Annotated in this window: 23 protein-coding genes and 1 tRNA gene; 10 read left to right on the top strand and 14 right to left on the bottom strand. The window is 48.8% G+C overall.

Annotated elements, in window-relative coordinates; genetic code table 11:
* Positions 1–99 precede the first annotated feature (99 nt).
* Both EKK48_16420 and EKK48_16415 read left to right on the top strand, forming a co-directional pair.
* Positions 100–2,904 (top strand): phosphoenolpyruvate carboxylase, encoded by a 2,805-nt coding sequence (locus EKK48_16420; GenBank protein ID RTL40333.1) that lies wholly within the window; start codon positions 100–102, stop codon positions 2,902–2,904.
* Between the two features lie 60 nt (positions 2,905–2,964).
* Positions 2,965–3,576: a hypothetical protein gene (locus tag EKK48_16415; protein ID RTL40332.1), complete on the top strand. Its 612-nt coding sequence runs from the start codon at positions 2,965–2,967 to the stop codon at positions 3,574–3,576.
* Between the two features lie 95 nt (positions 3,577–3,671).
* On the opposite strand, the gene EKK48_16410 is transcribed toward EKK48_16415, so the two are convergent.
* From EKK48_16410 to EKK48_16370, 9 genes are all read right to left on the bottom strand, one after another.
* Complete coding sequence (locus EKK48_16410; GenBank protein RTL40331.1) at positions 3,672–4,460, bottom strand: tetratricopeptide repeat protein; 789 nt, start codon at positions 4,458–4,460, stop codon at positions 3,672–3,674.
* 61 nt (positions 4,461–4,521) lie between these two features.
* Positions 4,522–6,180, bottom strand: a complete 1,659-nt coding sequence (locus tag EKK48_16405; protein ID RTL40330.1) for an alpha/beta fold hydrolase — start codon at positions 6,178–6,180, stop codon at positions 4,522–4,524.
* The gene (locus tag EKK48_16400; protein RTL40329.1) at positions 6,150–8,453 is read right to left on the bottom strand and encodes a hypothetical protein; all 2,304 of its coding nucleotides are present in this window, start codon (positions 8,451–8,453) and stop codon (positions 6,150–6,152) included. Before EKK48_16400 ends, EKK48_16405 begins: the two co-directional genes overlap by 31 nt.
* Positions 8,450–9,271: a hypothetical protein gene (locus EKK48_16395; protein RTL40328.1), complete on the bottom strand. Its 822-nt coding sequence runs from the start codon at positions 9,269–9,271 to the stop codon at positions 8,450–8,452. The genes EKK48_16400 and EKK48_16395 overlap by 4 nt, the downstream gene beginning before the upstream one ends.
* Positions 9,271–11,946 (bottom strand): M1 family peptidase, encoded by a 2,676-nt coding sequence (locus tag EKK48_16390; protein RTL40327.1) that lies wholly within the window; start codon positions 11,944–11,946, stop codon positions 9,271–9,273. Before EKK48_16390 ends, EKK48_16395 begins: the two co-directional genes overlap by 1 nt.
* Positions 11,947–11,955: 9 nt before the next feature.
* A complete protein-coding gene (locus EKK48_16385; protein RTL40326.1) occupies positions 11,956–12,726 on the bottom strand; it encodes a hypothetical protein in 771 nt (256 codons plus the stop codon).
* A gap of 87 nt (positions 12,727–12,813) precedes the next feature.
* Positions 12,814–13,209 carry a hypothetical protein gene (locus tag EKK48_16380; protein ID RTL40325.1) on the bottom strand — a complete coding sequence of 132 codons (396 nt, stop codon included), beginning with the start codon at positions 13,207–13,209 and terminating at the stop codon, positions 12,814–12,816.
* A gap of 177 nt (positions 13,210–13,386) precedes the next feature.
* A complete protein-coding gene (locus tag EKK48_16375; GenBank protein ID RTL40324.1) occupies positions 13,387–13,602 on the bottom strand; it encodes a hypothetical protein in 216 nt (71 codons plus the stop codon).
* A gap of 1 nt (position 13,603) precedes the next feature.
* Positions 13,604–13,972, bottom strand: a complete 369-nt coding sequence (locus tag EKK48_16370; GenBank protein ID RTL40323.1) for a sulfurtransferase — start codon at positions 13,970–13,972, stop codon at positions 13,604–13,606.
* A 153-nt stretch (positions 13,973–14,125) separates the two neighbouring features.
* Between EKK48_16370 and EKK48_16365 the strand changes: the two genes are divergently transcribed.
* Positions 14,126–14,971, top strand: coding sequence for a fumarylacetoacetate hydrolase family protein (locus EKK48_16365; GenBank protein RTL40322.1), 846 nt, complete (start codon positions 14,126–14,128; stop codon positions 14,969–14,971).
* A 37-nt stretch (positions 14,972–15,008) separates the two neighbouring features.
* Here the strand turns inward: EKK48_16365 and EKK48_16360 are convergent.
* The 3 genes from EKK48_16360 to EKK48_16350 all read right to left on the bottom strand — a co-directional run bounded on the left by EKK48_16360 (position 15,009) and on the right by EKK48_16350 (position 17,220).
* Positions 15,009–15,092, bottom strand: a tRNA-Leu gene (locus EKK48_16360).
* Between the two features lie 54 nt (positions 15,093–15,146).
* The gene (locus tag EKK48_16355; protein ID RTL40321.1) at positions 15,147–16,559 is read right to left on the bottom strand and encodes a sensor histidine kinase; all 1,413 of its coding nucleotides are present in this window, start codon (positions 16,557–16,559) and stop codon (positions 15,147–15,149) included.
* Positions 16,543–17,220: a response regulator transcription factor gene (locus tag EKK48_16350; GenBank protein ID RTL40320.1), complete on the bottom strand. Its 678-nt coding sequence runs from the start codon at positions 17,218–17,220 to the stop codon at positions 16,543–16,545. The genes EKK48_16355 and EKK48_16350 overlap by 17 nt, the downstream gene beginning before the upstream one ends.
* 367 nt (positions 17,221–17,587) lie before the next feature.
* Here EKK48_16350 and EKK48_16345 point away from each other — a divergent pair, with 367 nt between their 5' ends.
* Together EKK48_16345 and EKK48_16340 are read left to right on the top strand one after the other, a co-directional pair.
* Positions 17,588–19,231, top strand: coding sequence for a SulP family inorganic anion transporter (locus EKK48_16345; protein ID RTL40398.1), 1,644 nt, complete (start codon positions 17,588–17,590; stop codon positions 19,229–19,231).
* A gap of 114 nt (positions 19,232–19,345) precedes the next feature.
* Positions 19,346–19,765, top strand: a complete 420-nt coding sequence (locus EKK48_16340; protein RTL40397.1) for a GNAT family N-acetyltransferase — start codon at positions 19,346–19,348, stop codon at positions 19,763–19,765.
* Here the strand turns inward: EKK48_16340 and EKK48_16335 are convergent, their stop codons facing one another.
* The gene (locus tag EKK48_16335; GenBank protein RTL40319.1) at positions 19,766–20,911 is read right to left on the bottom strand and encodes a hypothetical protein; all 1,146 of its coding nucleotides are present in this window, start codon (positions 20,909–20,911) and stop codon (positions 19,766–19,768) included.
* 225 nt (positions 20,912–21,136) lie between these two features.
* On the opposite strand from EKK48_16335, the gene EKK48_16330 reads away from it, so the two are divergent.
* From EKK48_16330 to EKK48_16315, 4 genes are all read left to right on the top strand, one after another.
* Positions 21,137–22,126, top strand: coding sequence for an ABC transporter substrate-binding protein (locus tag EKK48_16330; protein ID RTL40318.1), 990 nt, complete (start codon positions 21,137–21,139; stop codon positions 22,124–22,126).
* Positions 22,127–22,135: 9 nt separating this feature from the next.
* Positions 22,136–22,930, top strand: a complete 795-nt coding sequence (locus EKK48_16325; GenBank protein RTL40317.1) for an ABC transporter ATP-binding protein — start codon at positions 22,136–22,138, stop codon at positions 22,928–22,930.
* Entirely contained in the window at positions 22,930–23,715 is a 786-nt protein-coding gene (locus tag EKK48_16320; protein ID RTL40316.1) for an ABC transporter permease, read from the top strand. The genes EKK48_16325 and EKK48_16320 overlap by 1 nt, the downstream gene beginning before the upstream one ends.
* Before the next feature lie 418 nt (positions 23,716–24,133).
* Positions 24,134–24,736, top strand: coding sequence for a hypothetical protein (locus EKK48_16315; protein ID RTL40315.1), 603 nt, complete (start codon positions 24,134–24,136; stop codon positions 24,734–24,736).
* 61 nt (positions 24,737–24,797) lie between these two features.
* Here the strand turns inward: EKK48_16315 and EKK48_16310 are convergent, their stop codons facing one another.
* Positions 24,798–25,181 carry a hypothetical protein gene (locus EKK48_16310; GenBank protein ID RTL40314.1) on the bottom strand — a complete coding sequence of 128 codons (384 nt, stop codon included), beginning with the start codon at positions 25,179–25,181 and terminating at the stop codon, positions 24,798–24,800.
* An 896-nt stretch (positions 25,182–26,077) separates the two neighbouring features.
* Between EKK48_16310 and EKK48_16305 the strand changes: the two genes are divergently transcribed.
* Positions 26,078–26,677, top strand: a complete 600-nt coding sequence (locus EKK48_16305; GenBank protein ID RTL40313.1) for a diguanylate cyclase — start codon at positions 26,078–26,080, stop codon at positions 26,675–26,677.
* Positions 26,678–26,840 lie beyond the last annotated feature (163 nt).

The raw sequence follows: 26,840 nt of genomic DNA, 5'->3' as shown, positions 1-26,840 counted from the left end.
AAAGCACATGTCAGGTGGCACATTTGTCCACAATCAATTGTTTAGCCCGGCGGCATTCAATAAGATTGCTCCTGTAACCTTTTGGACCTCGTGCGCAATATGAAAACCAATTTGGAAATTCCTGCCGAATTTATTGAACGCAGCAAGCCTCTTCGCGATGACGTTCGCTTGCTCGGCAATATTTTAGGCGACACGATTATCCGTTTTGATGGGCAGGAAGTTTTTTCCACGGTAGAAAAGTTTCGCAGTCTTTTCAAACGTATTCATGATTCGGACGACAGCGACGCGAAGCGTGAACTGCAGCATTTAATTGCCAGTCTTGATGCTGATACCGCCAATAAAGTAATCAAAGCGTTTTTGACATACTTCGATTTGACTAACATTGCGGAACAAAATCACAGAAGACGTAGAAGAGCGATAGCCGAATCAAAGGGTGGAGCCAAATCTCAAGATGGTTCTCTGGCTGAATTTTTCGAACACCTGCCGGTTCAGGAAACGGAACGCCTTGCTGAACTGTTAAAAGAAATCGATATTCAAGTCGTTTTTACAGCACATCCTACAGAAATCACAAGGCGCACAGTCTTGTTGCACCAGCTTGAACTGGCCGGTTATCTCAGTAAACGCGACCATCCGCCATTGACCCGCAAAGAGACCGCACAAATCGAGAAGGGATTGCGAGGCGTAGTCGAGTCGCTCTGGCTGACAGACAGCATTGTTTATTTCAAACCAGCTGTAATGGATGAAGTACGTTATGGGCTCTATCATTTCGAGCATGTCGTCATGGATGCTGTGGTTGATGTCCATGAGGACCTGCACGCAAATTCAGGCGATAAGCAAAACGCTTCAGCGCACAGATTCATTACGTTTGGTTCCTGGATAGGCGGTGATCGCGACGGCAATCCGTTTGTAACACCGGAAGTGACAAGGCAGACCATGGCCTACCATCGTTCAATGATTTTGAAGCGATATCTGGCTCAGCTGGAGATAATTTTTGGGCATTTGAGTCAGTCAGAAAATTGGGTTCAATTGACAGATGAGATAAAGCAGTCGCTCTCTGAAGATCGTGATGCGATGCCTGAGATTGAGCGAAGAATTGAAGGACGTTATACCTTTGAACCATTTCGTCAGAAATTGCTCTTTATTCAAGAGCGCTTGCGTAACACCGTCAGCGGTGCAAACCCTTCAATCGCCTACAACCATCCTTCTGAGTTGAGACGGGACTTACAGATGCAACTTGATGCACTGCGGGCAGCCGGATGCGACGCGAGCCTGGATAGTCTGCGCAGACTGATCTATAGTGTCGATATTTTTGGTTTTCACCTGGCCAAACTCGATTTACGCCAGCACAGCGCGCGCCATCGCGCCGCTCTGGAGGAAATTGTCGACGTTCTCGAGCTGATACCAGGCGGGTTAAAGAGCCTGACTGAAGAAGAGAAGCAAGCCTGGCTGACAAAGGAAATTTCCAACCGTCGTCCGATACTTCCAGCCGATTCGCGTTTCTCAGAAGCTACTAATGAAACCATCGAAGTCTTTCGGACAATGACAGAGTGTCAGGATAAGTATGGCAAGGAGGCACTTGATACCTATATCGTCAGCATGACTCAGGATGTCAGCGATCTGCTCACTGTGCTGCTGTTTGCGAAAGAGGCTGGACTCTACGACCTGAAGTTTCACCCCGAGCGAAAAATCAGCGTGGTGCCTTTGTTTGAGACCATTGATGATTTGCGTCGAGCACCTAAAATGCTTGGCTCGCTTTTAGCGAATCAAGCCTATCGCGAATATCTGCAAAACATGGATAACCTGCAAGAAATCATGATTGGTTACTCGGACAGCGGTAAGGACGGTGGCATTGTTACATCAAACTGGGAGCTGTATAAGGCTCAGAAACAGCTGGTCGAGATGGGCAGCAAGCTTGGCATAAAATTGAGACTGTTTCACGGTCGGGGCGGCACAATCGGTCGCGGTGGAGGACCAACCCATGCCGCAATTCTCGCGCAGCCACCAGGAACGGTGGCAGGCAGAATTAAGATCACCGAGCAAGGCGAGGTGATTGCGTCTAAGTACGCTCTGCACGACATTGCAGTCAGAAATTTTGACAGACTGGCTGCCGCTGTTGTGGAGACCAGCGTCCACAATGTAGATCACCAGCGGAAAGAGTTTGACCGTGAGGAATGGCTTGCTTTCATGGAGGAATTTTCGGTGCTGGCTTTTCATGCCTACCGAGACCTGGTTTACGGTGACTCGTCTTTCGTCGATTTCTTCCAGCAAACCACGCCAATCAACGAGCTCGCGCAATTGCGCCTGGGCTCGCGCCCAACACGACGAACTCAGGGTAGTAACTCTATCAGTGACTTGCGGGCTATTCCATGGGTATTCGCCTGGACCCAGAGTCGTTATATGTTGCCGGCATGGTTTGGATTTGGAACCGCATTCGAGAAAATCACGAGAGAGCCTGAGAAATTGGCTCTGATGCAAGAGATGTATCTTAAGTGGCCTTTCTTCAAAGGCTTGGTATCAAAAATCGAAAATGCTCTCGCTGTTGCCGACTTCAACATCGCAAAATATTATGCAGATGAACTTGTAGAGAAGTCGCTGTGCGAGCGCTATTTCCCGCGCATCGAATCCGCTTACGAACTTTCTAAACGAGCTGTACTGCAGATCTCACAGAAGAAGGTTTTAAACGAAGACACTCCTTATCTCAGACATTCAATTGAATTGCGCAATCCCTATGTGGATCCGCTCAGCTATCTACAAGTGCGTTTTCTCAAAGAGTTGCGATCGCGAGGAACTGCAAATGAGTCAGCCGACAGAACTGAAAGTTCTACAGGTAAGCGCGACATGCTTCTTGAGACCGTGTTGATGACTATTAATGGTGTCGCAGAAGGACTTCAGAATACGGGCTAGGGCGTCTGAAAATAGCTCGACCAGTGATATACTTTCGCTGGTTTTAAAAGGAGCAGGAACGTGAAATTGATCAAAAATGTAAACCTTACAAAAGGAATGCTAGCGTTGGTAGCCATGTCGACCTTCACTTCTAGCTATGCTGCTCAAGCAGCTCCTGCTAATAGCACCCAGCTTTACCGTTGCAGCGGTGGCGCCAGCAACATATTTTTCCAGCAAGTGACGGGACAGAGCAAGCAGTTTGCTTACGGCACCAGCAGAAATATCGCAGCGGTTTCTCCTAACGCTGCAGGTGGCACGCTGGGCGTTGTCTTGACTCCGCCAAGCAACACTTTCAGCAACATTCTCTGGTATGTCAGTCCAGTGGGCGGCTCGAGCGCTCTGCAGAATCTGAACGTCATACTTTGTTTCAACAATCCGAATGGTTCCTTCTTTAGTTCTGTATTTGTGCCCAATAGCGGAACTGTTGTCCATTCGGCCGGACAGGGATGGTACCAGGTCAGTCCCTCCCTCCCGAGCAATACCGTTGGTAAGGTGCTAACCCAGATAACTTTTCAATACAGTGGATCGACTACACAGTCGATTTATCTTGGAAAAGTTTCGCTGAATGGCAACAGCATCGGATCTGTATTGAATACGGCACTGCTTGGTTGCCAGGCTGAAAGCTGCCCATAAGCATCTGGAACTTAGATATCTGAACAAGCGATAGTCGTGATTGACACGACTATCGCTTGGTTTTGACTTTACAACAGGTTCGCTTTAAGGGCGCATTAAGCTCGCAGCAAAGTTGACGGGAAGATATCCGGCGAATGATGCCAATCGCGACTGTTCTCGCTGGCTGTTTTCGCTCTTTGAAGAAATGGCTCTGCTTCGCTGCCGCGATTGTTTGCTTTCAAAAACTCGGCGTAACTTGTCAGACATTCTGCCAGTCTCGGCAGGTTGGTGCGATACTCGAGCCCTTCGATTGCTTCTTTGTATGCTTTCTCAGCTTCGGCAGTTTTCCCTTGAGCCTGGAATAACATGGCGAGCTCATATTTGAATTCTTCAAGTGGTCCGAGCGGAGAATCGATATGCTTCAGCGCTTTTGTCAGTGTTTTCTCGGCGTCGGCTTGTTTGTCTAATTTGCTCTGCACCAGGCCCAGACGTTGAATGTTGAGCAAAGTGGTTCGATGTTCACCACTCAAAGTTTTTTCACTGATTTCCAGAGCTCTGGCAGCGAACGGTTCTGCCTCTGCATATTTCTTTTGCAGAATATGCAAATCGGCAAGATGCTGACAGAAAGGAACGAGCAATCCATGACCCGCATAAAGCAACTTTTCTGCCATCGCCAGTGCGCCGGTCAAAGTCTTTTCAGCCTCATCAAATTTACCGAGAGCAATCTGAACTGCGCCGAGTTCGTCGAGAATTTGGGCAACGCTGACGTCTTCTCCGAGAGCCTTTTCTCTGCGTTTCGCAGCTTGATCGAACAAGTTTGCTGCCGCCGAGAATTGTCGTTTGTTAGCTGCTTTGCGCGCTTGATCGAGAAGCGCTTCAGATTCGTATAAGTCAGTAGTTGTCATTGTCCACCGTTCTCATTATGTGCCCACACTATGATACATGAGCCCGTACGCATCTCCAGTCTCAGCGTGGCAAGATAGTTGTTATGTTCTTAGCAAAATCGATAAAGCTTGACATGCCGATTCGAGTTTTTGCTATATCGCCACTGCCTGTCAAGAACACGAAAGTAGGTATTGGACCAATATTGAGCTGGCTGGCAAGACTTTTTCCGTCCGGGGTATCGATGTCAACTTGAATCAGGCGCAGACGTGGTCCGTATCGCTGTTGCGCTTGCATGAACATGGGAACTATCTCACGACACTGGGCAACCCAGGGGGCGTAGAAGGCAAGCACCGTAGGCACGCCCTGGGAAATTTCGGGATGACTGATTGGAGTCGCTGTTCCGGTTGAGTCAGTTGGAATGACAGGCGGCAAATCTACATCTTTGCCTTTGATTGCCAGCAAATAATTCGAAGCATCTTTCAAATGAACCGGATCATTTCCAAGGCTGACGCAAGTCTCGAATTCTTTCTGTGCCGCACTGACATTGCGTGATTTGTAGAGGGTGATGCCGAGCCAATAGTGCGCCTCTGCATTGAGGGGCTCGCGCTCTAAAATTTGCTGTAATTCAGTTTTTGCGTCTGCATAATTTCCTGACGCGATTAAGTTTATCGGTTCGGAAAGTGAGTTGTTGTGGGCTTGAGCCACTGCTGCTGTTCTGACAGTATCTGCGGTGTGACACATAATCCAGGCGGCGGTCATTTGATCGATACGGCGGTCGAAAATACGCTCCTTGTCCTGCTGTTCTTCGAAAATTAAATGCTCACTGGGCACGGCAAGAAAAGATTTTTGTTCAGATGCGATTTCGTTGAACAAATCCCACGTACCTTCGGGCTTAACGAGTTTATCGTTGTTGCCCTGCACCATAAGTACGGGAGTGGTAATGATCTTTTTTGCTGAGTCATGATTGTCATTCATAAATGATTGAAACTGAATCAATTCCTTCGGTGACAGATTCATGCGATCAAGCGGATTACTTGCCCAGTCGTCGCGAAGCTTGGGATTTGCAGTAGCCTGATCCACTATCGCAGACCCGACATCGAACTGTTTATCGGCACCTTTTAAGAACTGCAGAGCGACTTTCAAGTCAGTCTTTTTCTGCTTGAACCGATCACCTGATGGTACTGCAGAAATTAAGCCGTCAATCAGATCCGGATACATCGAAGCCGCTCTCAAAGCGATCGCACCACCCATGGATTCACCGAGCAGGAAGACCGGCATACCAGGATTAGCACTGCGAATCGATAGAAGTGTTGTTTTCACGTCGTTCAGACAACCGTTGAAATCTACCTGATCGTGCCCTCCATTACGCATCCACGATCCGAAACCCCGCACGTCGATTGCGTAGACATTAATCCCGAGCCGGGCCAGTCTCTTACCGAAATTCGCATAGCTGCCGCTGTACAGTCCAAGCCCATGTACGCACAAGAGCAAAGCTCTCGGTTTCAATACCGGACTGATCCAACTCAAGCAGGGTGGAGTGTCGAGCTGGTTTGTCTGGGTACCTGACTGCGCGCCATTCTGACCCGGCGACCCGCCTTGCTTTGAATTGGCGTGATTGTGTGTGCCTTTATTCGAGTGTGCAGAAACCGATTCCACGCAAATCAATGTGGAAACGAGGGCGGCAACTAAAAGCTTACAAAACACGAATCTTAGTACCAATACTGTGTTTTCGCTGTCCATGGATCATGAGGATATTGTTTATGCATCAGTTGAAATGCTGTCTTCGATAGAGCGGAAGTGTTTTTGTCCGTACAGGCGAATTTTGGCGATCTGATTGCGTGGTAAAGCGCTTCCGGCAAACGCTTATCCTTCGTTCCAGGCTTCTTTGCGTAGGCTAGCAGTTCCGTCAGCAGGTATGTGGAACCAGATCCGGCAGCCTTCAATTTTTTGTCCTCGGCAGCAGCCTGAGCGAGTTGAGCTGGCGTTAGAAAATCAGCTTTGACTTTCACCGGTTTCTGAGGTGTGTCTCCGTCGTCGCTTGTAGAAGGACCGGTAGAGCACCACCAGTTGTCCTGAAAGTCGTCAATCTTATTAAAAGCGGCTTGTCGCGCCGTTCCTGGCGTGACATAGGGGCGCATAGCCGGGTCTATCAGAAGAATGTACGTGCTTAGAAATCTTTTCTGGTCTGGATTGGTCGCGGCTTTATATTCATTGAGCAACTTTGCCAGAAGCGGATTCTGGGCGGCTAGAAGGGGAGTGATTTGAGCGATCACTTTGTCATCGTTGAGCAGAATAGCTCGAGTCCAGACGGCTTGTAGAAAATCCCGTTTCTGAGCTACTGCCCAGTTCGACCAGACTGCATTAGCCAGTATGCTGAGCGGCATCGATTGATTAATCACGTTTGCTGCGCTCGGGCTGAAAGCTGAAGGTCCGACGTACCAACTATTTCTTGCTTCTGCTTTATCCAGATCGTCTGGAGTTTCCAGTCCCATAGAATCGTTCATTGCTCCAGCGCTGAAGCGAACGGCATCGGGCCAGAACTCGGCGATCGATTTTGCCAGTTTGATTTTCTGGTCGAGGAATAAGTTAACGGTTGAAGGAGGATTGTCTTTGAGCGCCAGAGCCTCGTCGATCGTCTTCTTTGCTCGGGCATAATCTTTTGATTCGACAAGCAATTTGACTGCATAGTATCGCACCGTCAAATAGGCTGAGGAACTGGCTGGCACAGCAAGGGCAGACTCGATTAAAGCGGCGCTGTTTTTGCCACCTGCTTTCGCATGCATAATCGCTGGAATCAGCCAGAGAGGCGTCTTGGAATTATTCCATTTCTTGAACGCAGCTTCTTCAGCCTGAGCATCTGTGGTTTGTACGAGAGTGATCCATTCAGTCAGATCGGATTGTGCGGCGGCAGGTATTTGGGACAGCTTGGGCGATTCGTTCGATTCGTTGTCAACGCTCCAGTCAAAGTATTTATCGAGCATGCATGTGTAGTCGATCACATCTTGACCGAAAGCTTCATTGGCTCCACCATTGGCGATTTTGTGGGCAAGGGCTTTTAGCGTTGCTTCGGGTGTCTCTCGTATGGCAATAAAAGTCAAAAGTTTGTTTGCGGCTTCGCGAATATTGGCTGATGATTTCGAGTCGTCAATAATATTTTTCAGACGTTGTTGCGCGTGTTGAAGGGCGCCAATGTCATATTTCGGAGCCAGGGTTCCTTTTCGGAGCATACAGCGAGCCGCCAGATACGGTGCAATGTCGCGATAAGGTGATGATTCGTCCTTTGCTATGGCATCAAATTCCTGAGCGGCCTGATCGAATTTCTGTGCGTAAAAGTGTGCTGCGGCGATTTGATAGGCGCGATCAGCTCGGGTAGTCGCATCAGCGGAGGCAATGGCCGGTGAGGGGAATGGTGGCTCAGCCTCGTATTTTTTCGTTTCCCATTTATAGCTGGGACCAGCGCAATGGCTGAATACCTGGTCTTGTGCTCCCACCCAATCTTTTACTGCCGCCGAATTAGCGCCAAACTTGCTGATTTTTTGTTGCAAGATTGTGGTGGCATTTTTGAATGCATCATCCGGGCAGTTTAAATACGTGTTGGCTGTGTCGCCATCGGTTTGAGATACCGGTCTGTCAGACGAGATCATATCGATCTTCTTGATGCCGGGCAGTTTGTTTCTCTCTTTCAACCAGTTTTCCATGCCCGCGCCGGCATAACCGACAACCGCATCGGCGTTGGTCATGCGAGTTTCCCAGACTTTTATAATGGACTTCTGCTCAGCATCGGTGAGAGGCTTACCGGACAAATCGCGGTAGGCAGCAAATAAATAGGAGCGGGCAAAACTGGGTTCTATGACACCAAGCTTGCCATCGGCGAAAAATTTGAGCGGCAGGTCGGGATGGTACTGGTAACTGAAAACCGTTTCGTCGAAGAATGGTCCGCACGAGTAAGCTCTCATCGGGTTTAAACAGAACGAGAGAGCAGCAATCATCACTCCGACTTTTGCGATATTCATTTCCAGTTATTGACCTCTTGCACCAGCGTTTGCACTTTCTGTTGGTTCCACGGCTTGCGCGAAAACATATAAAGCCGTGGAGTCGGCTTTAGTATACCTGTTACGAACTTGCCAAGACGTTTGTTTATCGCCATGTCCTTGTCTGAAATTCCAATTGACTGAAAGGTGTGTCCGAATGTGTTGCCATTGTCGAGAAGAACGCCTATCTGTCTTGTGTCTGCGCCCATCTCGAAAAACATTGGGACGACTTCATCAACAGGCAATTTATTGCCGTTGATCCAGTCGTCACCCAGGCACCAGGAAGCGATTGACGTCATCGACAGGTAAAGATCGGCTGGAAGCGTCTCACGCATCTTCAGCAAGAAATTTTTATACCAGCCCCTTTCGCTTTTACGGGCGTCGAAGTCAAATTGAAAACCACGCACACGTGGGGTCAAGAAGCGCGGAATTATCGCGGCTATCTTCTCGATTTCTGTTGTCCTTGAACTGTCCAGGGTTCCGTCAGACTCGATTCTGACGACTGGCATCATGTAAGTGCCAGGTGGAACGCGCAGCGGTTGGTGGCGGTTTATGCAAATTACGGCACCACCTCTAAGTTTTATAGTGGCGACTAGATAGGCTACGCCGGTCGTTTTCGCATCGATAAAACGCAGATCCTCAGGACGTTCCCAGGCCCACAACATCCGGGCTGGAGGCGAAGCTACCTGTCTGCCAAGTGCATGCTCTGTTGCTGCCTGCATGATGAGGGCGCAACCAAGTAAGGCGATAATCGCTTTAATGGCGGGTTTCGCAGCTGCTCTTCGACCAGCAACAGCCATTATTTTTTCGTCAGAGAGTTATTCAACTCAATGGCAGCATTGCGGCGGAAGATGACGTTGCCATGTATCCACTCAAGTGCTTTCCTGATCGTACGTTTTCCTGCCGCCATCGGGTGTGTAGATACAAACACTCTTGCCTTTGACTCTTGCTCGGCTGTGGTGAAAGAAGCGGCAGCGGCTGAAACGATCTGCGGCATCGAATTTGGTGGGAACCGCTTGTTGAGCACAGCCCAGTTGCTCTGGACAAACGCAAATGCTCTGGCACTGGTATCAACTTGACCCAGTAAGCGACCCAATAGTCGGGGCGCATCTTGTGTACGAACCTTATCGGTGATTGACATGGCCAGAGTCTGATCGGCAAGCTCCGGTTGTTTGAAAAGCGCTAAAGAAAACAGTGCGCGCTTTTCGATTTCAGGAGTTTGAGCGGTCTGCCAGAGTTTGGACAATTGCTTGTAGTCTGATGCATTGCCGTTATAAGCCACAATCACCGTGACTGCCTCGGCAATGTTTGGGTCGAGCGATGCTGTGTTTTTCGCGTATTGAGCGAAAAGTTGTCGCGCCTTATCGATGACGCTCTGATCCTGACCGATGGTGCCCAGTGTTCTCAAGACATCTACTCTTGCCAATGCCGTCAGATCCGACTCACCGGAGTGAGGCTGCCATCCGAATTCTTCTTTCTGTCGGGAGAGCGTGTTTCTTACGAACGTGGCGAAGGCAGGACGCGCAGGAGGCGTAATGAACTTGTATAGACCATTGATTTTTTCGATCAACGCACCAATTACGGTTGGATCCTTTTCATCAGCGTAAGCTTTCGTCAAATTCAGAAATGACTCAATCGAAACTTTGTTGTTGTAACAGAGTGCCCATTGATCTGTTATCAGACCAAGACGCTCCTGAACATCAAAGTTTTGAATCGCCGACGCCAGTTTCTTGAGTTGCTCATCGGTATATTTGACGCGAAAGTAACCGTCACCATGTGCATTGGCGGTGAACGGCGCTTCCATCGGTTTAGTCAGCGTCGCATTTTGATCTTCAAACAAAAACTTCTCAGGAGATTGCTCGTTGGAATGGCGGAAGGAAACGGGAGTGTGCCAGATCGTTTTGGCCGGAGTCTGATCGGTAGCGGGCGGAATCAGGATGAATCGATACTGAACGAGATCGAGTCCACGTGCTGATTTCTGAATATCAACAAGAGGGTAACCGGGTTTCATCACCCAATTTTTCATCAGGGCTGAAACATCTAACTTCGAAGCCGTACCAATTGCGCTCCACAAATCTTCGGTCGTGGCATTACTGAACTGGTGCGCTTTGATATAGTCCTGAATACCAATCTGGAATGTATCTTCGCCAACAAATCGCTCGAGCATTCTGAGAATCGACGCACCCTTCGTGTAGGTGATCTCGTCGAACATCTCCAGCGCTTGCAGCGGGTTGTCGACATTGAAGTGAATCGGACGTGTCGACATCAAAGAATCACTTTCCAGAGCACGAGCGCGGTCGGCAGCAAAGTGATCCCACTCATGCCAGTCGGGACGCAAGAAATCGCAAGCTTTTGTGGCCATCCAGGTGGCGAACGCTTCGTTGAGCCAGAGGTCATCCCACCATTTCATGGTGACAAGATCACCGAACCACATGTGCGCCATCTCGTGGGCGACTATGGATGAGACTTCCATGCGAGAACTTGTTGATGCCGTTTTTTCATGAATGAGCAGTGCACTCTCGCGGAATGTGATCGCGCCAAGGTTCTCCATAGCGCCTGCTTCAAAGTCTGGAATGGCAATTAAATCGAGCTTTTTGCCTGGATACGGAACGCCGAAATACTTGTTGTAAAAAGGCAATAACTTGGTCGCTACTTGCTGTGCATACGTGCCCAATGAAGTTCGATCGGCAACACACCAGACTTTCACTGGAACACCTTCAGAAACGGCCAGGGGTGTGCTCCTAAAGGGACCGACAATAAGTGCAAGAAGATAACTCGACATAACGGGAGTTTCTTCGAACTTCATGACTCGCTTATGAGTTTTCGCATCGACTTTGTCTTCGGCAACGGCACTGTTTGATATCGCGACAAGGGCGGGATCGATGGATGCGGTCACTTTGTAGGTGGCTTTGTAACTCGGCTCGTCGAAGCAGGGGAACATTCGCCTGGCATCTGTAGGCTCCATTTGAGTCGTAGCGATGAAGTGCGTGACGCCCTTCTTGTCTTTGAAATCAGAACGATAGAAGCCCCGCAATTTGTCATTGAGCGTGCCTGTAAAGTTGATCGAAAGCTGATAGTTGCCTGGCTGAATCGTCGAGCCGTTTTGCAGGTGAATTCTCTCAAATTTGGCTTCCGGAGTCACTTTCAGTTTGGTTGTCTTGCCGGAGCTATCTTTTAGTGTGGCGCTCAGTATGTTCAATTCGATGCCATTCAAGACGATGGAAGGCTTAGCCGATGCCACTACGATTGATATCGTCTCCTTGCCGGCAAAACTGCGTTTGCCCAGCTCGGGTTGAAAAAATAAATCATAGCTTTTGGGACAGATGCCTTCCGGGAGGCGATATTCTGCAGGCACGGCTGATTTGCCTGCCGACTTGTTTTTCAACGGCTTGTCTGAGCCGAGGGAGGCGTTAGAGGTGGTTAAAAGTAGACTGAGCGAAATCAGCCCGAGTCGCTCGGACAGTTTTTTAAACATTCTTCTCCCCTATGGTGTAGCCGAGGCAGTTTCACTATTCGATTGTAGGAACTCCTGAAACAGCTTTTTCATATCCTTACCCTTGTAAGAATCTTGAGGCGTGAATCCACTGACACGGTTCTCATAAGCAAATGATTTACCAAGCAGTATCGGCTGGCCCTGCGTGTCGAAAACTTTGGCAGAAGTTTCACGCTTAATCAGCCCATCGCCTTCTGGTCGATAAGTGGTGAGTTGTTCACCGGACTCTACCGATTTGATCACTCCGTTCATTTTAGAGACGCGAATCTGAGTGTCGATGCTTCGTCTGACAAACTTGCGATCTGAAACATCGATAGGCTCACTAGACCTGACCATTTGCACAACGAAGTCGTCACCGCTGTCGACGGTCGCAGTGAAAGGAGCCGGATCGAATTGCCAGATCGTCCCCTTGTCGTCCTGTTGGGTGCCCCAGGTGCCGGTTGCCTTGGCAGGTTCGGTGCGAGTGGTCGTGTCGGTTTTATCGGTTTTGTAGTTGTATCTGTAGTAGTCAGTTTGGCTCTCTTTGTGCCAGGTGCCAGCCAACCAGGCTGGAATCCGGTACCACTTGTTAGCCGGTTGACTGTCTAGTGTGGGCAGTTTCGATGGTTCGAAGATCTCGCCCACAGCAATCGATGGATCTAAAGGTTGTAAAGTCTCACTGTGGTCGATTTCACCAACCAATGTCTTCGCCTGTCCGGAAGGCGCAAACATCGCCACGGACAAACTGATGCCGAGTAAAGCGGAACACAATCTCTTATTCATAGGCGAATTAGCATACCATCTTCGCCAGTGAAAAGCGTGCCCCGCCTTGCGCCGAGCACGCTTATAGAAGCAGAAATAAGTCGAATTCTATTTCACCCAGAAGAGTAATTTTCTGGACAGGGGCTGTCTGTGGTGTTCCAGTTCCGCATTTGCAGCCGCCAGCTGGTTTTCGAGAGAGGCTGCCCGGGCTGCTTGAATCTGGTAGTGATCGAGCAGTTCCATTTGCTTGGCCTGGGTGGTGACCAGTGTGGAAAGCTGGTTGAGACGCTGGTGGGCGCTCGCAAGCCTTTCACTTGTGTCCTTCACCAGATCAGTTACCCGCACCAACTGTTCTAGTAAATTTTGCACTAGTTTGGTTTCGGAAACCGGTGCTACTGGCACCTGAGGGATTTCCAGATGGGCATGATCTAACAGTAACTCCAATCCCTCGAGGTCGAGATGGTCCTCGTGAGATTGATAGTTTCTTTTCGGATTCGTGTTCATCAAAGGCTCTTTCTAGACGAGCTTGCTTCGGCGACATTATGAGTGGTATCACTTACGATGGCAATACTTGGCTACCTCCTGCCGCCAATTGTACACAGTCAGAAGGCGTTTACAAGATCCAATTTGCTTGAATTATCGGGGATCTGATAATTCATGCTTGGTATTAGTTACGGTGCGCTATTTCCTGGGCTTCTTCATTCCGTACATGACTGTCGCTACAATCAAGCTCGTGGCGACCAGGAAAAGCAGACCGATGCAGACTATCATCCATTTGAATCCGTTTGGATCGGTATCTGAAACGGACTGCATGTCTTGCATGGCCTGTGCGGGGTCCTTCGCCAGGGCCGGGCAAAACGTCAAAAGCAGGCATGCTGCCGGAACCAGTTTGTTCAATTTACCTTTCCTCGGGCAAACTTTTCTCGCGCCACCCCCGCATTCCGCCTGCCATCGAAAAGACGTTGGTGTAGCCCATTTTTTGAATGTTGTCGGCAGCCATGGCTGATCTGTAACCGCCGCCACAATAAAGAACAATCTCTTCGTTGTAGTCGGGAATATGTTTTTCAATATCTCGTTCGAGAATGCCCCGCCCGATGTGCTCCGCGCCGACTGCATGACCTTCTGCCCACTCATGATCTTCGCGAACATCGACGAATCTGAAGTGATGTTTGCCGGCTTGCTTTTTCAGCACCTCATCAATTGAAATTTCTCGAATACGCGGTTTTATCTCCGCCACAAGCTTTTCAAAAGCTTCAGTGTGTTTCATGCAATCTCCTCCCGAGGCAACCAAATTGTAACTGCAAGCTCGGCGATTCTCTGCAATTTATAAGGGCAACATTGAGAATATTTCTTCGACTCGTCATACATGGGATAATGCCTGCTCTGTAACCGACATTGTTTGCAAGCGAGGCGTGACTGAATGCTCTACTCTCGAACTGTTCCCACAACCGTCAATCTTCTTGGTACGAATGTGCCCGAACCAAGAGCATTCATAGATTTCCTCGGTTTCGAAAAACATGTCGTGCAAATTCGTGACAAGCGGGGCGCAACGATCTGGCCGGGCTGGTATGACCACGCCGCCTATTACATTGTTGACTTGCAACCCGAAAAGCTGTTCGGTACGGGAGATGAGGTGGTTATACCTTCTTGCGTGCGAGCCGGGGACTATGAGTTTGAGATAGGATGCTACGTGACGGAGACAGCGCTTCTCACCACAAAGCAAGAGGCGCTGGACTTCTTCAAGGAAAAGTGCCTACTGACCATCGTCAACGACTGGTCGGCTCGAGACATTCAAAAACGTGATATCGAGGGGCTCGGACCTGCCAACAGCAAGTTTGTGATTGGCAAGAGCATCGGTCCGAAATTTGTGCCTGTGTCGCACTTCCAGTTGGATGACGAAGGCGTCATGGACATGGAGATGGTGCTTCGCGTCAACGGTGAAGAGAGAAGCCATTCCAATTACAACACTATCTATCACACGCATCCTGCCACAGGCATGCGTCATGCCTGGAGTTTTCCCCGTGTCTTGACCTTTCTGGGGCAACAAAACATTCCCGTGCAGCCGGGTTACTTGATCGGCTCAGGTACTGTTGGAAATGGCTGCATAGCTGAGTTCAGCGCCAAAGTCGATCCAAAAACGGGTAGCGAGATTCAGCCGGCTAAGTACACTTGGTTGAAAGACGGAGACGTTGTTTCGATGGAAGCTGCTGGAATCGGTCTTCTTGAGAATAAGGTGCGCGTTAAGGAATACGCTCCAGTCAATTAGTTTGCGTACAATCAGGCGCAGGCGAAGAAGAAGAGATTGCCCTTGGAGGGATTCGGACCCTCAATCCCTTACGGGCAACGCATTTTAAGTGCGTCTCGTATACCAGTTCCGACACAAGGGCATGCAGTTATTTTACACGTTTGCCCTGATCAGCCTAGTCGATGGTACGAAAAGTTTAGACGGTTTGTACATTGACAACTGGTGCGGTGCTTCGCTTGAAATTCACGATAAATCGCGTGCCCTGAGGTTTGACACTTTCGATGGAAATCGTTGCGTCGTGCATGATTGCTATTTCTTTCACAATGGCTAATCCGAGCCCGCTTCCTTCTACTCCAGTACCTAAAACACGATAGAAACGCTCGAACACCCTGTCTCGATCCTCGGGAGGAATGCCGGGGCCATTGTCTTCGATGACAAGTTTCACCTGATGCTCCAGAGCGTCCACAGTGACCTTTACTGCGCCGCCTTTCTGTGTGTACAAAATCGCGTTGTCTATGAGGTTGGAAACCAGGTCCTGAAGCCGATTTGGATCACCGTGAATGGTGGCAGATTCGCTGTTTTTCATGAATTCGATAGAAAGTTCTTTGCTCTCAGCTTTCGCCCGCAAAGCATTTGTGATATCGCCTGTAATACTGTTCAGATCGGTCATGATCATATCCGTCGAGCGATTTGCGCTGGGCTCGGCTTTGGCTAACGCCAGCAGTCCGCCAACCAACTTATTCAACCGGTCCATCCCAACATCCAATTGGTCGAGAAGTTCGGTCGTCTCCGGCTGTTTCTTTCGCTTCAGCAAGGCTACGTAAGTTTTCAGTCCAGCCAGCGGTGTGCGAAGTTGATGAGCCGCGTTGCCAACGAATCTTCTCTGTGCTTCCAGATCTTCAGCCAGTTTGATCATCAATTCGTTAATTGCCACTACCAACGGTTTCACCTCGTTTGGCGTGTCTTCTTCTATGATTGGCGTGAGGTCATGCTGCGATCTGTTACGCAGGGAATCTCGAAGGATTTTTAGTGGCACAAGTGCCCGAGAAACTCCCACCGAGACTGCGATGGCGCTAAGAAGGATGAAAAAGAGTTGCGGCACGATAATGCTGAGTGTTATTTCAGTAGCGAAGTGATTTCGTGCTTTCAATGTCTCAGCAACAATCACGACAACTTCATCGGCGGGTGATCCCTTTACGGGTACTTTGAGAACGCAGAGCCGCGTTTTTAGCCCCTTTACTCGGGCGTCGGTAAATTTTGGTTTCCAAAGAGGCAAGTTCGCAGCCTCAGGAGGCATCGGCAGGTCTGCATCGGCCGAAAGCGTTTTTCCCTCGAGCGTGACGACTCGATAGAAAAATGTATCCATGTCATTGTGTTCGAGAATGTCTCTGGCTGCGGGTGGAAGATCGACCATCAGTCCATGATCTGTTTCTAGAATTCTGGCAACGATCGAATCTGCCGAATTCAACATGATCTCGTCGTACGCGTCATTGGCAAATCGCGCCGCAAACGAATAGGCGGAAAATGTAGTCACCAACCAGAGCGTGCAAATTGGCACAAGTAGCCAACCAAGCAGCTCTTGTTGAATCGATCTATACGGCCTTTTCAACCAAGTATCCCAGCCCGCGAATTGTGCGAACTTCGAAGCCTGACGTTTCCAGTTTTTTGCGTAACCTGTGCATCAGAATCTCGATTGCATTGTCGGTCAGAACAGATTCCCAATTGGATAGATGGTCGGCCAGCTGCCGCTTTGTCACAACTCTTCCTCTTCTCTGCAGCATAATTTCCAGAAGAGCAAGTTCGCGGGCCGATAGCTCCAGAGGCTCTCCATTCACCCGAACTCTTCGTGAAACTGTATCGAAGACTATGGAACCATGCGTGATTTCGGTATTGTTGTTCCAGTATTGTTTGCGCAGTAAGGAGCGAATACGCGCTTCCAGCTCGGAGAGGTCGAACGGTTTGGTAATGTAATCGTTTCCACCGAGATCAAGCCCCTGAACCCGATCTTGAATGCTGTCTCGTGCGGTCAAAATCAGCACCGGCACAGTTTGCTGACGCGAGCGCAAACGCTTCAAAACCTCCAACCCATCCAGTACCGGCAAACCAAGATCTAACACCAGCAAGTCATAGACATCTGTGGCAATGGCTACATCGGCGTCACTGCCGGATTTCACATGGTCGAGAAAATATCCGCTTTCCTCGAGCGCAAGAAGCAACCCACGCGCAATAAATTCGTCATCTTCAGCTAACAGAATACGCATAAAAATCACTCATGACTCCTGACTGATCTGCATTGTACCAAGCCCATTAAATTGAGCCAATGTTGAAAGTGAAGTGAAAGGTTGGCAAGATAAGGTATAAGTACGAATCCTAATACTATTTGCAGCCCGGCGGCTGATTCTTTGGAATTGGCTGTCAGAGCCAAAAAACAGGACTATTGAAGCGCGTCCCAATTCATTGGGACTTTTTCTGCACATGGCCCACTTTGATTTTATGCGCATCGAGCGCAATTACAGGAGTTAGATATCTATGGAGAAGCCCTCTACAGATAATGTGAACGCTGTCACGCAAGATAGCCAGAGCCTTGAGAGCAATTCGACCAAGCCGGTATCTTCGCGAATACTTCCTGATTCCTTAATGCATGACCTACTGGCCTCTTTTGTCGTATTTCTTGTCGCATTGCCCTTGTGCATGGGTATCGCGATCGCTTGCGGTGTTTCACCGGCTGTCGGTATCGTCACCGGTATCATCGGCGGCATGGTCGTAGGTTTTTTAGGCGGCTGCCCACTGCAGGTAAGCGGGCCTGCGGCTGGCCTGGTGGTCATCCTGACCGACATTTTGCACCAGCATGGTCCTGAAAAACTTGGTGCGATAGTTCTTGTAGCAGGCACTCTGCAAATGGTCGGTGGCTTGTTCGGGCTGGCACACTGGTTTCGTGCAGTCACGCCTGCCATCATCAATGGGATGCTTGCGGGAATTGGAGCTCTATTGTTTGCCGGACAATTTCACTTGATGGTTGATGACACCTCAAAAGGTAGCGGCATCAATAATCTGCTTTCGATTCCCGGTGCGATTATTAAAGCCGTCAGTCCCGATGCCACTAAGAGCCATGAAGAAGCGGCATTCTTAGGCGTTGCCACCATTCTCATCATTTTGTTCTGGACCAGGTTCGCTCCGAAGAAACTAAAGGTGGTGCCGAGTTTTCTGGTTGCAATTGCCATCGTCAGCACTATAGCTGCTGTATTCCACTTTCCTGTCCGCTACGTCGATCTGCCTGCCAATATTTTCTCTTGCTTACAGTTTCCTGATGCAAATACCCTCATCTATTTGATGGATAAGAATGTCATTCTCTCCGGCTGTGAAGTGGCATTCATCGCTTCCGCCGAGACTCTTTTGACAGCCGCAGCGCTCGACAAACTGCATCGCGGCCAGCGCACCAACTATGACAGGGAACTGACCGGTCAAGGTGTCGGCAATTTCGTGTGTGGAATTCTAGGAGTTTTGCCGATGACCGGCGTGATGGTGCGCAGCGGTGTCAACGTAGCTGCCGGTGCCAGAACGCGCATGTCTAACATCATGCACGGAGTCTGGCTTCTTCTTTTTGTTTCGTTTCTTCCTTTTGTTTTGAAACTGATTCCAGTCTCCAGCCTTGCTGCGCTTCTCGTCTTTACCGGCTATAAGTTGATGGATGTCAAAACAATCAAGAATCTGAGCAAATTCGGCAAGAGCGAAGTGATCATTTATGCAACGACAGTAATTTTGATTGTGTCGGTTGATTTGCTCACAGGTGTTCTTGCCGGAGTAGCGCTGTCAATTTGCAAGCTGGTCTACACATTCACAAGATTGGACATGAAGGTAAGTTATGACGAAAAGACGAATCGAACTCAGTTGCACCTGACGGGCGCGGCGACCTTCTTGAACATGCCTAAATTGGCCGATTGTCTGGAAAAAATTCGTCAGGATACTGAGTTGCATGTGCATCTGGAAGCGCTTGATTACATCGATCATGCCTGTCTCGACCTGTTAATGAACCTCGATAAACAGATGAAGTTGAGCGGTGGCAGTCTTGTTATCGATTGGAGCACGCTTGGCACTGTTTTTCGAGACAGGCGTAAGACATATCGAGAAGGAAGCGTCAAGGAATTCAGAACTGCCACTGAATCCAACAATTCCGATACTCAGACGCTTCAGCCTGACCCATCCACGAATCAATCCGGCTCCCCCAACAATGACAGTGAGAAGAGTCAAAGCGCTCAAACCGAAGTGGTGAACATCAAATAGTAGCTGCTCAGTGAGCCGTAAAGTGTCGTCATGAGTATTTGATAGCGCTTGTCAAAATGTGCTAAGTTTTGCAGTCTGGTAGGGCAAATTAGCAGGCAAAGTGTGAGCAAACAAATTTCGACTGAAGTGATTATTCGTCCGGCAAAGGATAGCGATCTCGATGCAATAGCGAAGTGCATCGAGCCTTTTGTTGCGGAAAAGAAGATTTTGCGCAGAACCTTCAGCGAACTTCAGAGCCTGATTCCTTCCTACGTGGTTGCTGAGGCTGACGGAGAAATAATCGGCTGCGTGGTGCTTGAAGTATACTCGCCTAAACTCGCCGAAGTGCGCAGTTTGGTGGTAGCACGTGAATACGGCGGCAGGGGCATTGGCAAAAGACTGGTCAATGCTTGTGTCGAAAAGGCGAAAGAAGAGGGCGTTTTTGAGGTGATGGCGATTACTTCAGAAGACTTGTTCTTTCAGTCGTGCGGCTTTGATTTCACGCTGCCTGGAGAAAAGAAGGCATTGTTCTATCTGACCAGACAGGACATGTAATCAAGGAAGTGCTTCTTCTTTGGGTGTTACTTGATTGAGAGAGGCAAGCTCTTGTTCGACTTCTGCTGCCGGTGCTCGAACAGTTACTTCTCTGAAGACCCACAGTGAAACAAGAATCCAGGCTACGCCAACAGCCTGTGAAATGGCTCGCTTAGCGCTTGTAGGGTCATAGAGAAAATTACCCGTGAAGCATGAAATCAGCAGTGAGACTGGATCTGGATTCATTAGCGAACCAGTTTTTATCCATGTCAGGATCTGAATAGCGATCAAGCTAAATGTGGCCCAATAACCGAGTGCTATTACAGAGCGGCTTGGTGTGAGAACTTTGAATGACAGCCCTTTGTCTTCGCCCAGTTCGATCGTGACGGGGCGCCGGATGTATATGCCTATCCATCCAAGTACCCAGGCCGAAATCAGGAACACCATTTGGTTTTGTGACCAGGCTGAACACAAGTAATAGATTGCCATGATCACGTAGAAGTAAGCCAGAATTCGCTGCAGACGAGTGGTGCGAACGCCCGGTTTAGAGCGCAATGCCAGAATCGATCCGACAACAAATACGATAATCCAGAACCCGGCAGTGAGAAGAACATCAACAGAAGCTTTTGCTTTGTCTGACTGATAGCGCGCTAAAAGCAGTGCGGACTCCATCTCAAGCCCGAACGAATCAAAGAAATCTGATCTGAATTTTTCAAAGGCGGGAGTGTTGTGAAATTCAGCGACCTGGTCGCGCACGAAATTGAGAGCAGCCTCGCGAAGAGCCGCGCTTGGCGCTGCAAACAAGCTGTAGCAGAGACTTTCTACAATGGTTGTGTGCTTGTTCACCGGCTCGGGTAAGTCGTTGTGAAGGAAGCCGGCGTCTCTAAGATAATTCTGGCGAGCCCATGATCTCAGTGAATCGAGAGCGAGGGCGTTCCTTTGAGTGAATTCGCTAATAACGAGAACCAGAGCCAATCCGTGAGACCTGGAAATTCTCTCGGATAATCCTGTATCAAGGGGATAGTTTCTTGATGGATCGGGAAGCTCTTGCAGAGCATTTACTATCTCTACGTTCGGCTCGTGAGGACGGCTGAAATAGGACATTGTGAAGGCGATGGTAATCACCAGCACAAGGCATCCGGTCAGAATTTTTTGCAGTTTTGTCACGGCGAAATCCAACAATCATGCAAGTATAGATGGCGCGGTCAGCCGACAACCGTTGTTTTGCAAGTATTGCAATGGAATTATCAATAAATTATCTTGACTGCTTTGTTTTCTAAGCCCTGTAAGCCCGAAAAGTTTTATGAACTAGCAAGAAGGTACGTGCACTCAGCTCTACATTTACGCTGATTAGTGTGTATTCTGAACACTAATTTCAAGTGGAGTGTAGAAATGAAAGTCGGAACTGCAGCCGTAGTAACTTGCTTAATGGCTACATTGTCGCTTTCAGGATGTTCGGAAACTCCAAAATCCAGTAACACTGAACAAACACAAGCAAACAAAATCACGATTGCTCAATTCGGGCATGTTTTCCTCTACATGCCTCTTTATGTCGCTCTGGATAAGGGCTTTTTTAAGGCTCACGGGCTGGATGTGAACCTTGTCAGCACTGGTGGTGATGAGAAAACATTCACGGCCGTTACGACCGGTAATGCGCAGTTCGGAGTGGCCGACCCCACTTTCACTGCGATTGCCAGGGAACATGGGCAAGGCGGCAAAGTGGTCGCCGGAATAGTCCGGGGCGTACCATTCTGGATCGTTGCCTTAAAGCCAGGTGTTGGTCCTTTCACAAAAGCGGAGCAGTTCAATGGACTTCGGTGCGCAGCATTCACAGCTCCATCTACGAGCTATGCCGTGATGAAGAACTTACTTGATACTGGACACGCGAACAATGCAAAGATCGTGCAGGGCGCGTTCGGAACCCTGCCGGCCCTCCTGCATTCGGCACAGGCAGACGTGGCAATCGAGATCGAGCCGACAGTGTCCATAGTTTTAGGTGAGGGCGGTCACCTTGTGTATGCTCCACAAAAAGAACTTGGAGATTTTGCGTTCACCGGTCTGGAAGTCTCTGACAAGTTTGCAAAAGAGCATCCGGAGCAGATCAGAGCATGCGGGGCTGCGATAGATGACGCGATGAAATATATCCGGTCCGATTTCGACGGCGCCGTCGCTGTGGCGCAAAAGGAATTTCCTGAAGTTAAACCGGCGATCGTTAAGGATGCCTTGATTCGCTTGCGCGATTCGGGCACTATTCCGGCAAGTCCTGACCTGCCAAGGTCTGCCTGGGATTCGGCGATAAAATTGCGCCATCAATTAGGTGATCTGAAAAGCGCCGGCAGCTACGAAGAGAACGTGGACATGCAGTACATTCCGAGCAAGTGATAAACGAAATTGGACGAAGTTCCATCACAATTTCTCAGTGCCTCGAATCGGCCTACTTTGCTTGCAATCAGCGAACTTAGCTTCGCATTCGAAAATCATAGCAAGTCAGTTATTGAACGTCTTTCGCTAGCTGTGAACGAGGGTGAAATAGTCTCTATCCTGGGACGCAGCGGATGCGGCAAGAGCACATTGCTCAATCTCATAGCGGGACTGATGGCTCCACAACGGGGGCAAATTAAGATCGCGGCAGATTCCTCGGTCAAAACAAAAATCGGCTACATTTTTCAGCAGGACGCATTGTTGCCGTGGCGCACCGTCGCCGCTAATTTGAACCTTGCCCGGGAAATCGGCGGTATCGACAAGGCTACTTTTGATCAAAGACGAGCCGAGTTTTTTAGCAGTTTTCATCTCGAAGAAAGCATTATGAAAAACTACCCGTCACAGTTGTCCGGCGGTATGAAGCAGCGTGTCAGCATTATCCAAACACTGCTTTTTAACCCCGATTTGCTTTTACTTGATGAGCCCTTTTCTGCTCTGGATTTCTACACCCGACTTTCTCTCGAGACTGAGTTTTACAACCTCGCTAGAACTAAAGGCATTACTGTCTTACTTGTCACCCATGATATCGAGGAGGCGATTGCTCTCTCAGATCGAATTATCTTGCTTGGAAATGGTGGCGAGATTCGCTCAGAAATTCAGATCGATTTTGGAGATTGCAGAGAACCAGAATTGGTGCGAGCTTTACCTTCGTTCGGGAACTACTTCCGTATCATTTGGGATCGATTTAAGGAGGTTTCTGCCTGATGACAGAATCACCTGATGCGTCGGATCGAACTAATCTGTGGGTATACGGGCTCTATCCTGTGCCACTACTGGTAGTGCTGCTGGTTTGGCAGCTTTACAGCGCTTCCAGTGCCAACAATCAGTTTATTTTTTCCAGTCCCGCACAAGTCTGGGAAAAACTTGTCACTCTTATCATGAATGGTGAACTATTCAAAAATTCTCTCGTTACTATTTGCGAGGCCCTTGTTGGTTTTATATTTGGAACCTTATTTGGTGCGCTAACCGGACTCTCTCTCTGGTATTCAAAAATCGTCGCACGAGTCTCCAAGCCGTATATCGCTGCACTTGGCTCAATTCCGATATTTGCATTGACGCCGATGATTATCGCCTGGTTTGGAATTGGCATAATGTCCAAGATTATGCTTGCTTTCATTTCCACTGTTGTAGTAGCCATCGTTCAGTCGTATCAAGGTGCTACCTCAGTTGAGCCTCGGTTTCTCAGACTGATGAAAGTTATCGGTGCGAGCCGCTTTCAGACTTTCCGAACTGTGGTTATGCCATCGTCTTGGATCTGGGTACTTAATGCGGCGAAGCTAAACATCGGACTTGCATTGCTGGGAGCCTTCATCGGTGAATTCATATCGGCCGAAGAAGGGCTTGGACACATGATCGTGCGAGCCTCCGGACTCTACGACATGGCCACGGTTTTAGTTGGTGTCTTTGCTCTGGTCGTTATTGCCCTCTTTTTCACGATAGTAGTTGAGCAGCTTGAACGAAGAATGTTGCCATGGCGAGAGTTTACTTAGCTTGGGATAGATTCGTTTTAAATTCTGGATGTCTATATAACAAGACGAAGATATTACTATTTGACTGATAGACTCGTTTAGTTTAATACTGTTTATCCTGTCGACAATACGACTATTTGTACTGTTCTAAACTCGAACTAATTAAGAATCGATGTTTAGACTGGAGTAACTGTTGACCTGTTGAAAATTGTTATGCGGGAGGAGAATTATTTGTACTCTGGCACCAAGTTTTGAATGCTAACGATGCTTCCGTCCCAATAAGGAATTCATGGGTGGGCCGACTAAATGGCGCACGAAGCACCACCTATGATGGCAATAGTTGCGTATTTTCTCTTCCGATCATTGCACCCGATGGGGTGGATGATGACGAGCACAATCATGTATGCTTTGTACTGTAGTTGTGCTTACAGGTGCCTAGTTGATCAGCCTATACGCAGTGCTTGGTCTCGAAGAATCGGCCTCAACCACCCAGGTGGAGGCTGCTTACGAGCACCTTTTGCAGGCTCTTTCTCCTGACAAATTCAAGTCGGACCGCGCCAGGAGCCAGGCTGACAAGGCCCGTGTTGCCATCGACAAGGCGCATGCCACGCTGATTCGTCCAGAACTGCGACAGTTATATGAGAAGCAGCGGTCTGAGTATTTGAAAGGTGAAAAGCAGGGCGACAGTCGGCCCCGGCTCGGTCAGCTCTGCGTAGCTTCTGGAATGATATCGATGGAGCAACTGAGAGAAGCAGTCGATACTCAGGTGAAGACAGGCATGCCTCTAGGAGAGGTTTTACAAGACAAGCAATTCATTTCGCAGGCCGAGTTAGACGGTTTGCTGCTCGGGCAAGAAATGATTGATGCACCGAGCGCGGTTACAGATCCACTTGGCATGCGACTGGTTTCTTTAGGTCTGGTTTCCGAAGATATGGTTTTGATTGTGCAGATGGAACAGCGCACCCAGAGCAAGTCTTCAGGCGAATTATTTGTTCGTCACGGTTGGGTGGATGCGGAACTTTTAAAGGCGATCTCCGCCTGAAGTCCCCGGGCAGAGATCGGTATTTGTTTCAGGCAATGTCCCAGTGCGCGGAAATTCGATCCTAAATCCTGTCAGTAAATGAATTGAATTCGGATCTCGTCAGCTGATGATCGTGATCGCTGTCCATCTTGTTAAACAGACTGACTCCTTCCTTGACTGACACGGCTCCGTCAGCGTCTTCGTCGGCTGACCGGAATATTCTCTCGGTTTGGGGTCCGGCACCCATGAGGAACTTAAGTTCTTCCTCGTTCACTTGCTTATCAGTTCCACCTATAAGCTCTAGCTTGGAAAGCCATTTTTCAGCCGACAAACTATCTTGATGAGCACCGAAGACTTTGTCGACAGCTGGTTTTCCAGCTCCTAGTAGGGAGTTGTACACCAGCTCACTAAGGGGAGCGACATGTCCCTCAGAATCTTCTTCGTGCTTATGAAAAACGTCGGCCATTTATTCAACTCCACAATCTGCTGGTATTCGTCCATCCTGATTTTATGCGTCCTATAGTGTCCGAACAGTGGCAGACTTTCCGAGCAAAGTTATCCGTCGGCTGACTTCTCGTATCACCGACCGCAAGCCACCTCTACAAGGTGCGTAGCTGAATTTCCTAAGTTGTGAACCAGCAGCGGTGGCCAAAAACTGTCGCATTTGTATCGCGGAACCAGACCATCGCTAATGCGAATAAGCTCATGTCTAACCAGACCCACAGCGGAGCAACTATAGGGTGAAAGAAATGATCAAGTGTAAATGTATGTCCTAGTACGAATAGCAAACTGCTTACCGCCGCACCTATACCAATTTTTGTTCCGAAGAATTCGTAATGCCTACCTGTAGCCTGATCCCAGATTGTAAGCAGCAGTCCACGGTATAGAGCATGAACAGAATCAGGGTGATTGAAGCCGCGTGCGCAACTGGTTTTGAACGTTTGACTGCTGCAACCGCGTATGCCGGTAATATCACCAGTCCTGCGTTAATTGCAGAAGCACTGATGAATTGAATCGGCTCGATCACTCTTTTGTCTCCTTACAATCAAGTTCAGTGCCCAATTGTGCCACCGCTTGCAGTATCTATTCAAGGTCCTTGAAAGAGACTGTCTGTGCTTGCGGTTAGCAACCCATGTGGCGCCAGAAAAGTATCCTAAAATTGAACAAGGTCGAATCCTACCACCCTATGGTGCAAAAGCCCCTCAAAACACCGTATAACGGCTCCTCGTTCAAAACCCGCATGAAATCAGAGGATTAGAGCTTGTGGTCAGCCAAAATAACAGGTAACCTTGTCAATAGCTGGCATGATCGGTTCAAACAATATCAAAGTGATGATCGAGCTCACTAAAGAGGAGCGAAACCGTGAAGATAGATATTCCGGATTCTCTATACGACCAGTACAAAAGATTGATAGAGGAAAGATACCTCTCGGACGACGTCTCAGAATACGTTCAACAGCTAATTGAAATTGAACTCCAAAAGTCCTGCGCACCAGGACGAGAAACCGATGCAATGACAAAGTGCAAAACGCGTTATCAGCTTGAACAAGACATTAATAGGGCAACTTTTGGAAGCAGCTGGCAGGACCATTCTGCTTACACAAACAAGTACGTCTGTATCGACATCGATAACTTCAAAAAATTTCTTGATGTCTACAGTTTGAGCACTGGTGATGAAGTTCTCCAGGAAATTGGGAGCCTATTGCGCGCAGATTATGGGGACGCGAACGTTTACCGATTTGGTGGCGATGAGTTCGTTGTACAACTTGGGGAAGGAGACTATCGACCGTTGCAGCTAGCCTGGGATGTTACTTTGAAGCATTCAGTAGTCAAAGTTTCCGCCCAAAGGAATCAACACAGAAATCACTACATAAACCGGGTCATTATGTTTCATCTGGATAAAGGAATCGTGGAGTCAACTTCCGCCGGTCACGAGATCATTTGTCAGATCGGCGCGACGTGATTGTAGTTCCGCGTCTTTTGAACGAGCCTGAAGACCAGGCGTCGTTGGGCGTTTTCCGAATCAGTAACTAGAAATGAAACATAATATACAATTACAGATGGCTGTAATTGGCTCTAGCTGCGGACTCTCGCTGGACAGACCCGTTTTGGATGAAGCCTTTTGG

The organism is Candidatus Melainabacteria bacterium, assembly GCA_003963305.1.
Lineage (GTDB): Bacteria > Cyanobacteriota > Vampirovibrionia > Obscuribacterales > Obscuribacteraceae > PALSA-1081.
The sequence above is the reverse complement of the archived record's forward strand: the minus strand, read 5'-3'. Positions and strand labels throughout refer to the sequence as shown.

Bases quoted from the DNA above. Each gene is read 5' to 3' on its own strand.
- EKK48_16380 (RTL40325.1), bottom strand. From the start codon at position 13,209: ATGAACACGAATCCGAAAAGAAACTATCAATCTCACGAGGACCATCTC.
- EKK48_16395 (RTL40328.1), bottom strand. From the start codon at position 9,271: ATGGCTGTTGCTGGTCGAAGAGCAGCTGCGAAACCCGCCATTAAAGCG.
- EKK48_16320 (RTL40316.1), top strand. From the start codon at position 22,930: ATGACAGAATCACCTGATGCGTCGGATCGAACTAATCTGTGGGTATAC.
- EKK48_16400 (RTL40329.1), bottom strand. From the start codon at position 8,453: ATGAATATCGCAAAAGTCGGAGTGATGATTGCTGCTCTCTCGTTCTGT.
- EKK48_16310 (RTL40314.1), bottom strand. From the start codon at position 25,181: ATGGCCGACGTTTTTCATAAGCACGAAGAAGATTCTGAGGGACATGTC.
- EKK48_16370 (RTL40323.1), bottom strand. From the start codon at position 13,972: ATGAAACACACTGAAGCTTTTGAAAAGCTTGTGGCGGAGATAAAACCG.
- EKK48_16405 (RTL40330.1), bottom strand. From the start codon at position 6,180: ATGGACAGCGAAAACACAGTATTGGTACTAAGATTCGTGTTTTGTAAG.
- EKK48_16330 (RTL40318.1), top strand. From the start codon at position 21,137: ATGAAAGTCGGAACTGCAGCCGTAGTAACTTGCTTAATGGCTACATTG.
- EKK48_16420 (RTL40333.1), top strand. From the start codon at position 100: ATGAAAACCAATTTGGAAATTCCTGCCGAATTTATTGAACGCAGCAAG.
- EKK48_16345 (RTL40398.1), top strand. From the start codon at position 17,588: ATGCATGACCTACTGGCCTCTTTTGTCGTATTTCTTGTCGCATTGCCC.
- EKK48_16390 (RTL40327.1), bottom strand. From the start codon at position 11,946: ATGTTTAAAAAACTGTCCGAGCGACTCGGGCTGATTTCGCTCAGTCTA.
- EKK48_16410 (RTL40331.1), bottom strand. From the start codon at position 4,460: ATGACAACTACTGACTTATACGAATCTGAAGCGCTTCTCGATCAAGCG.
- EKK48_16385 (RTL40326.1), bottom strand. From the start codon at position 12,726: ATGAATAAGAGATTGTGTTCCGCTTTACTCGGCATCAGTTTGTCCGTG.
- EKK48_16365 (RTL40322.1), top strand. From the start codon at position 14,126: ATGCTCTACTCTCGAACTGTTCCCACAACCGTCAATCTTCTTGGTACG.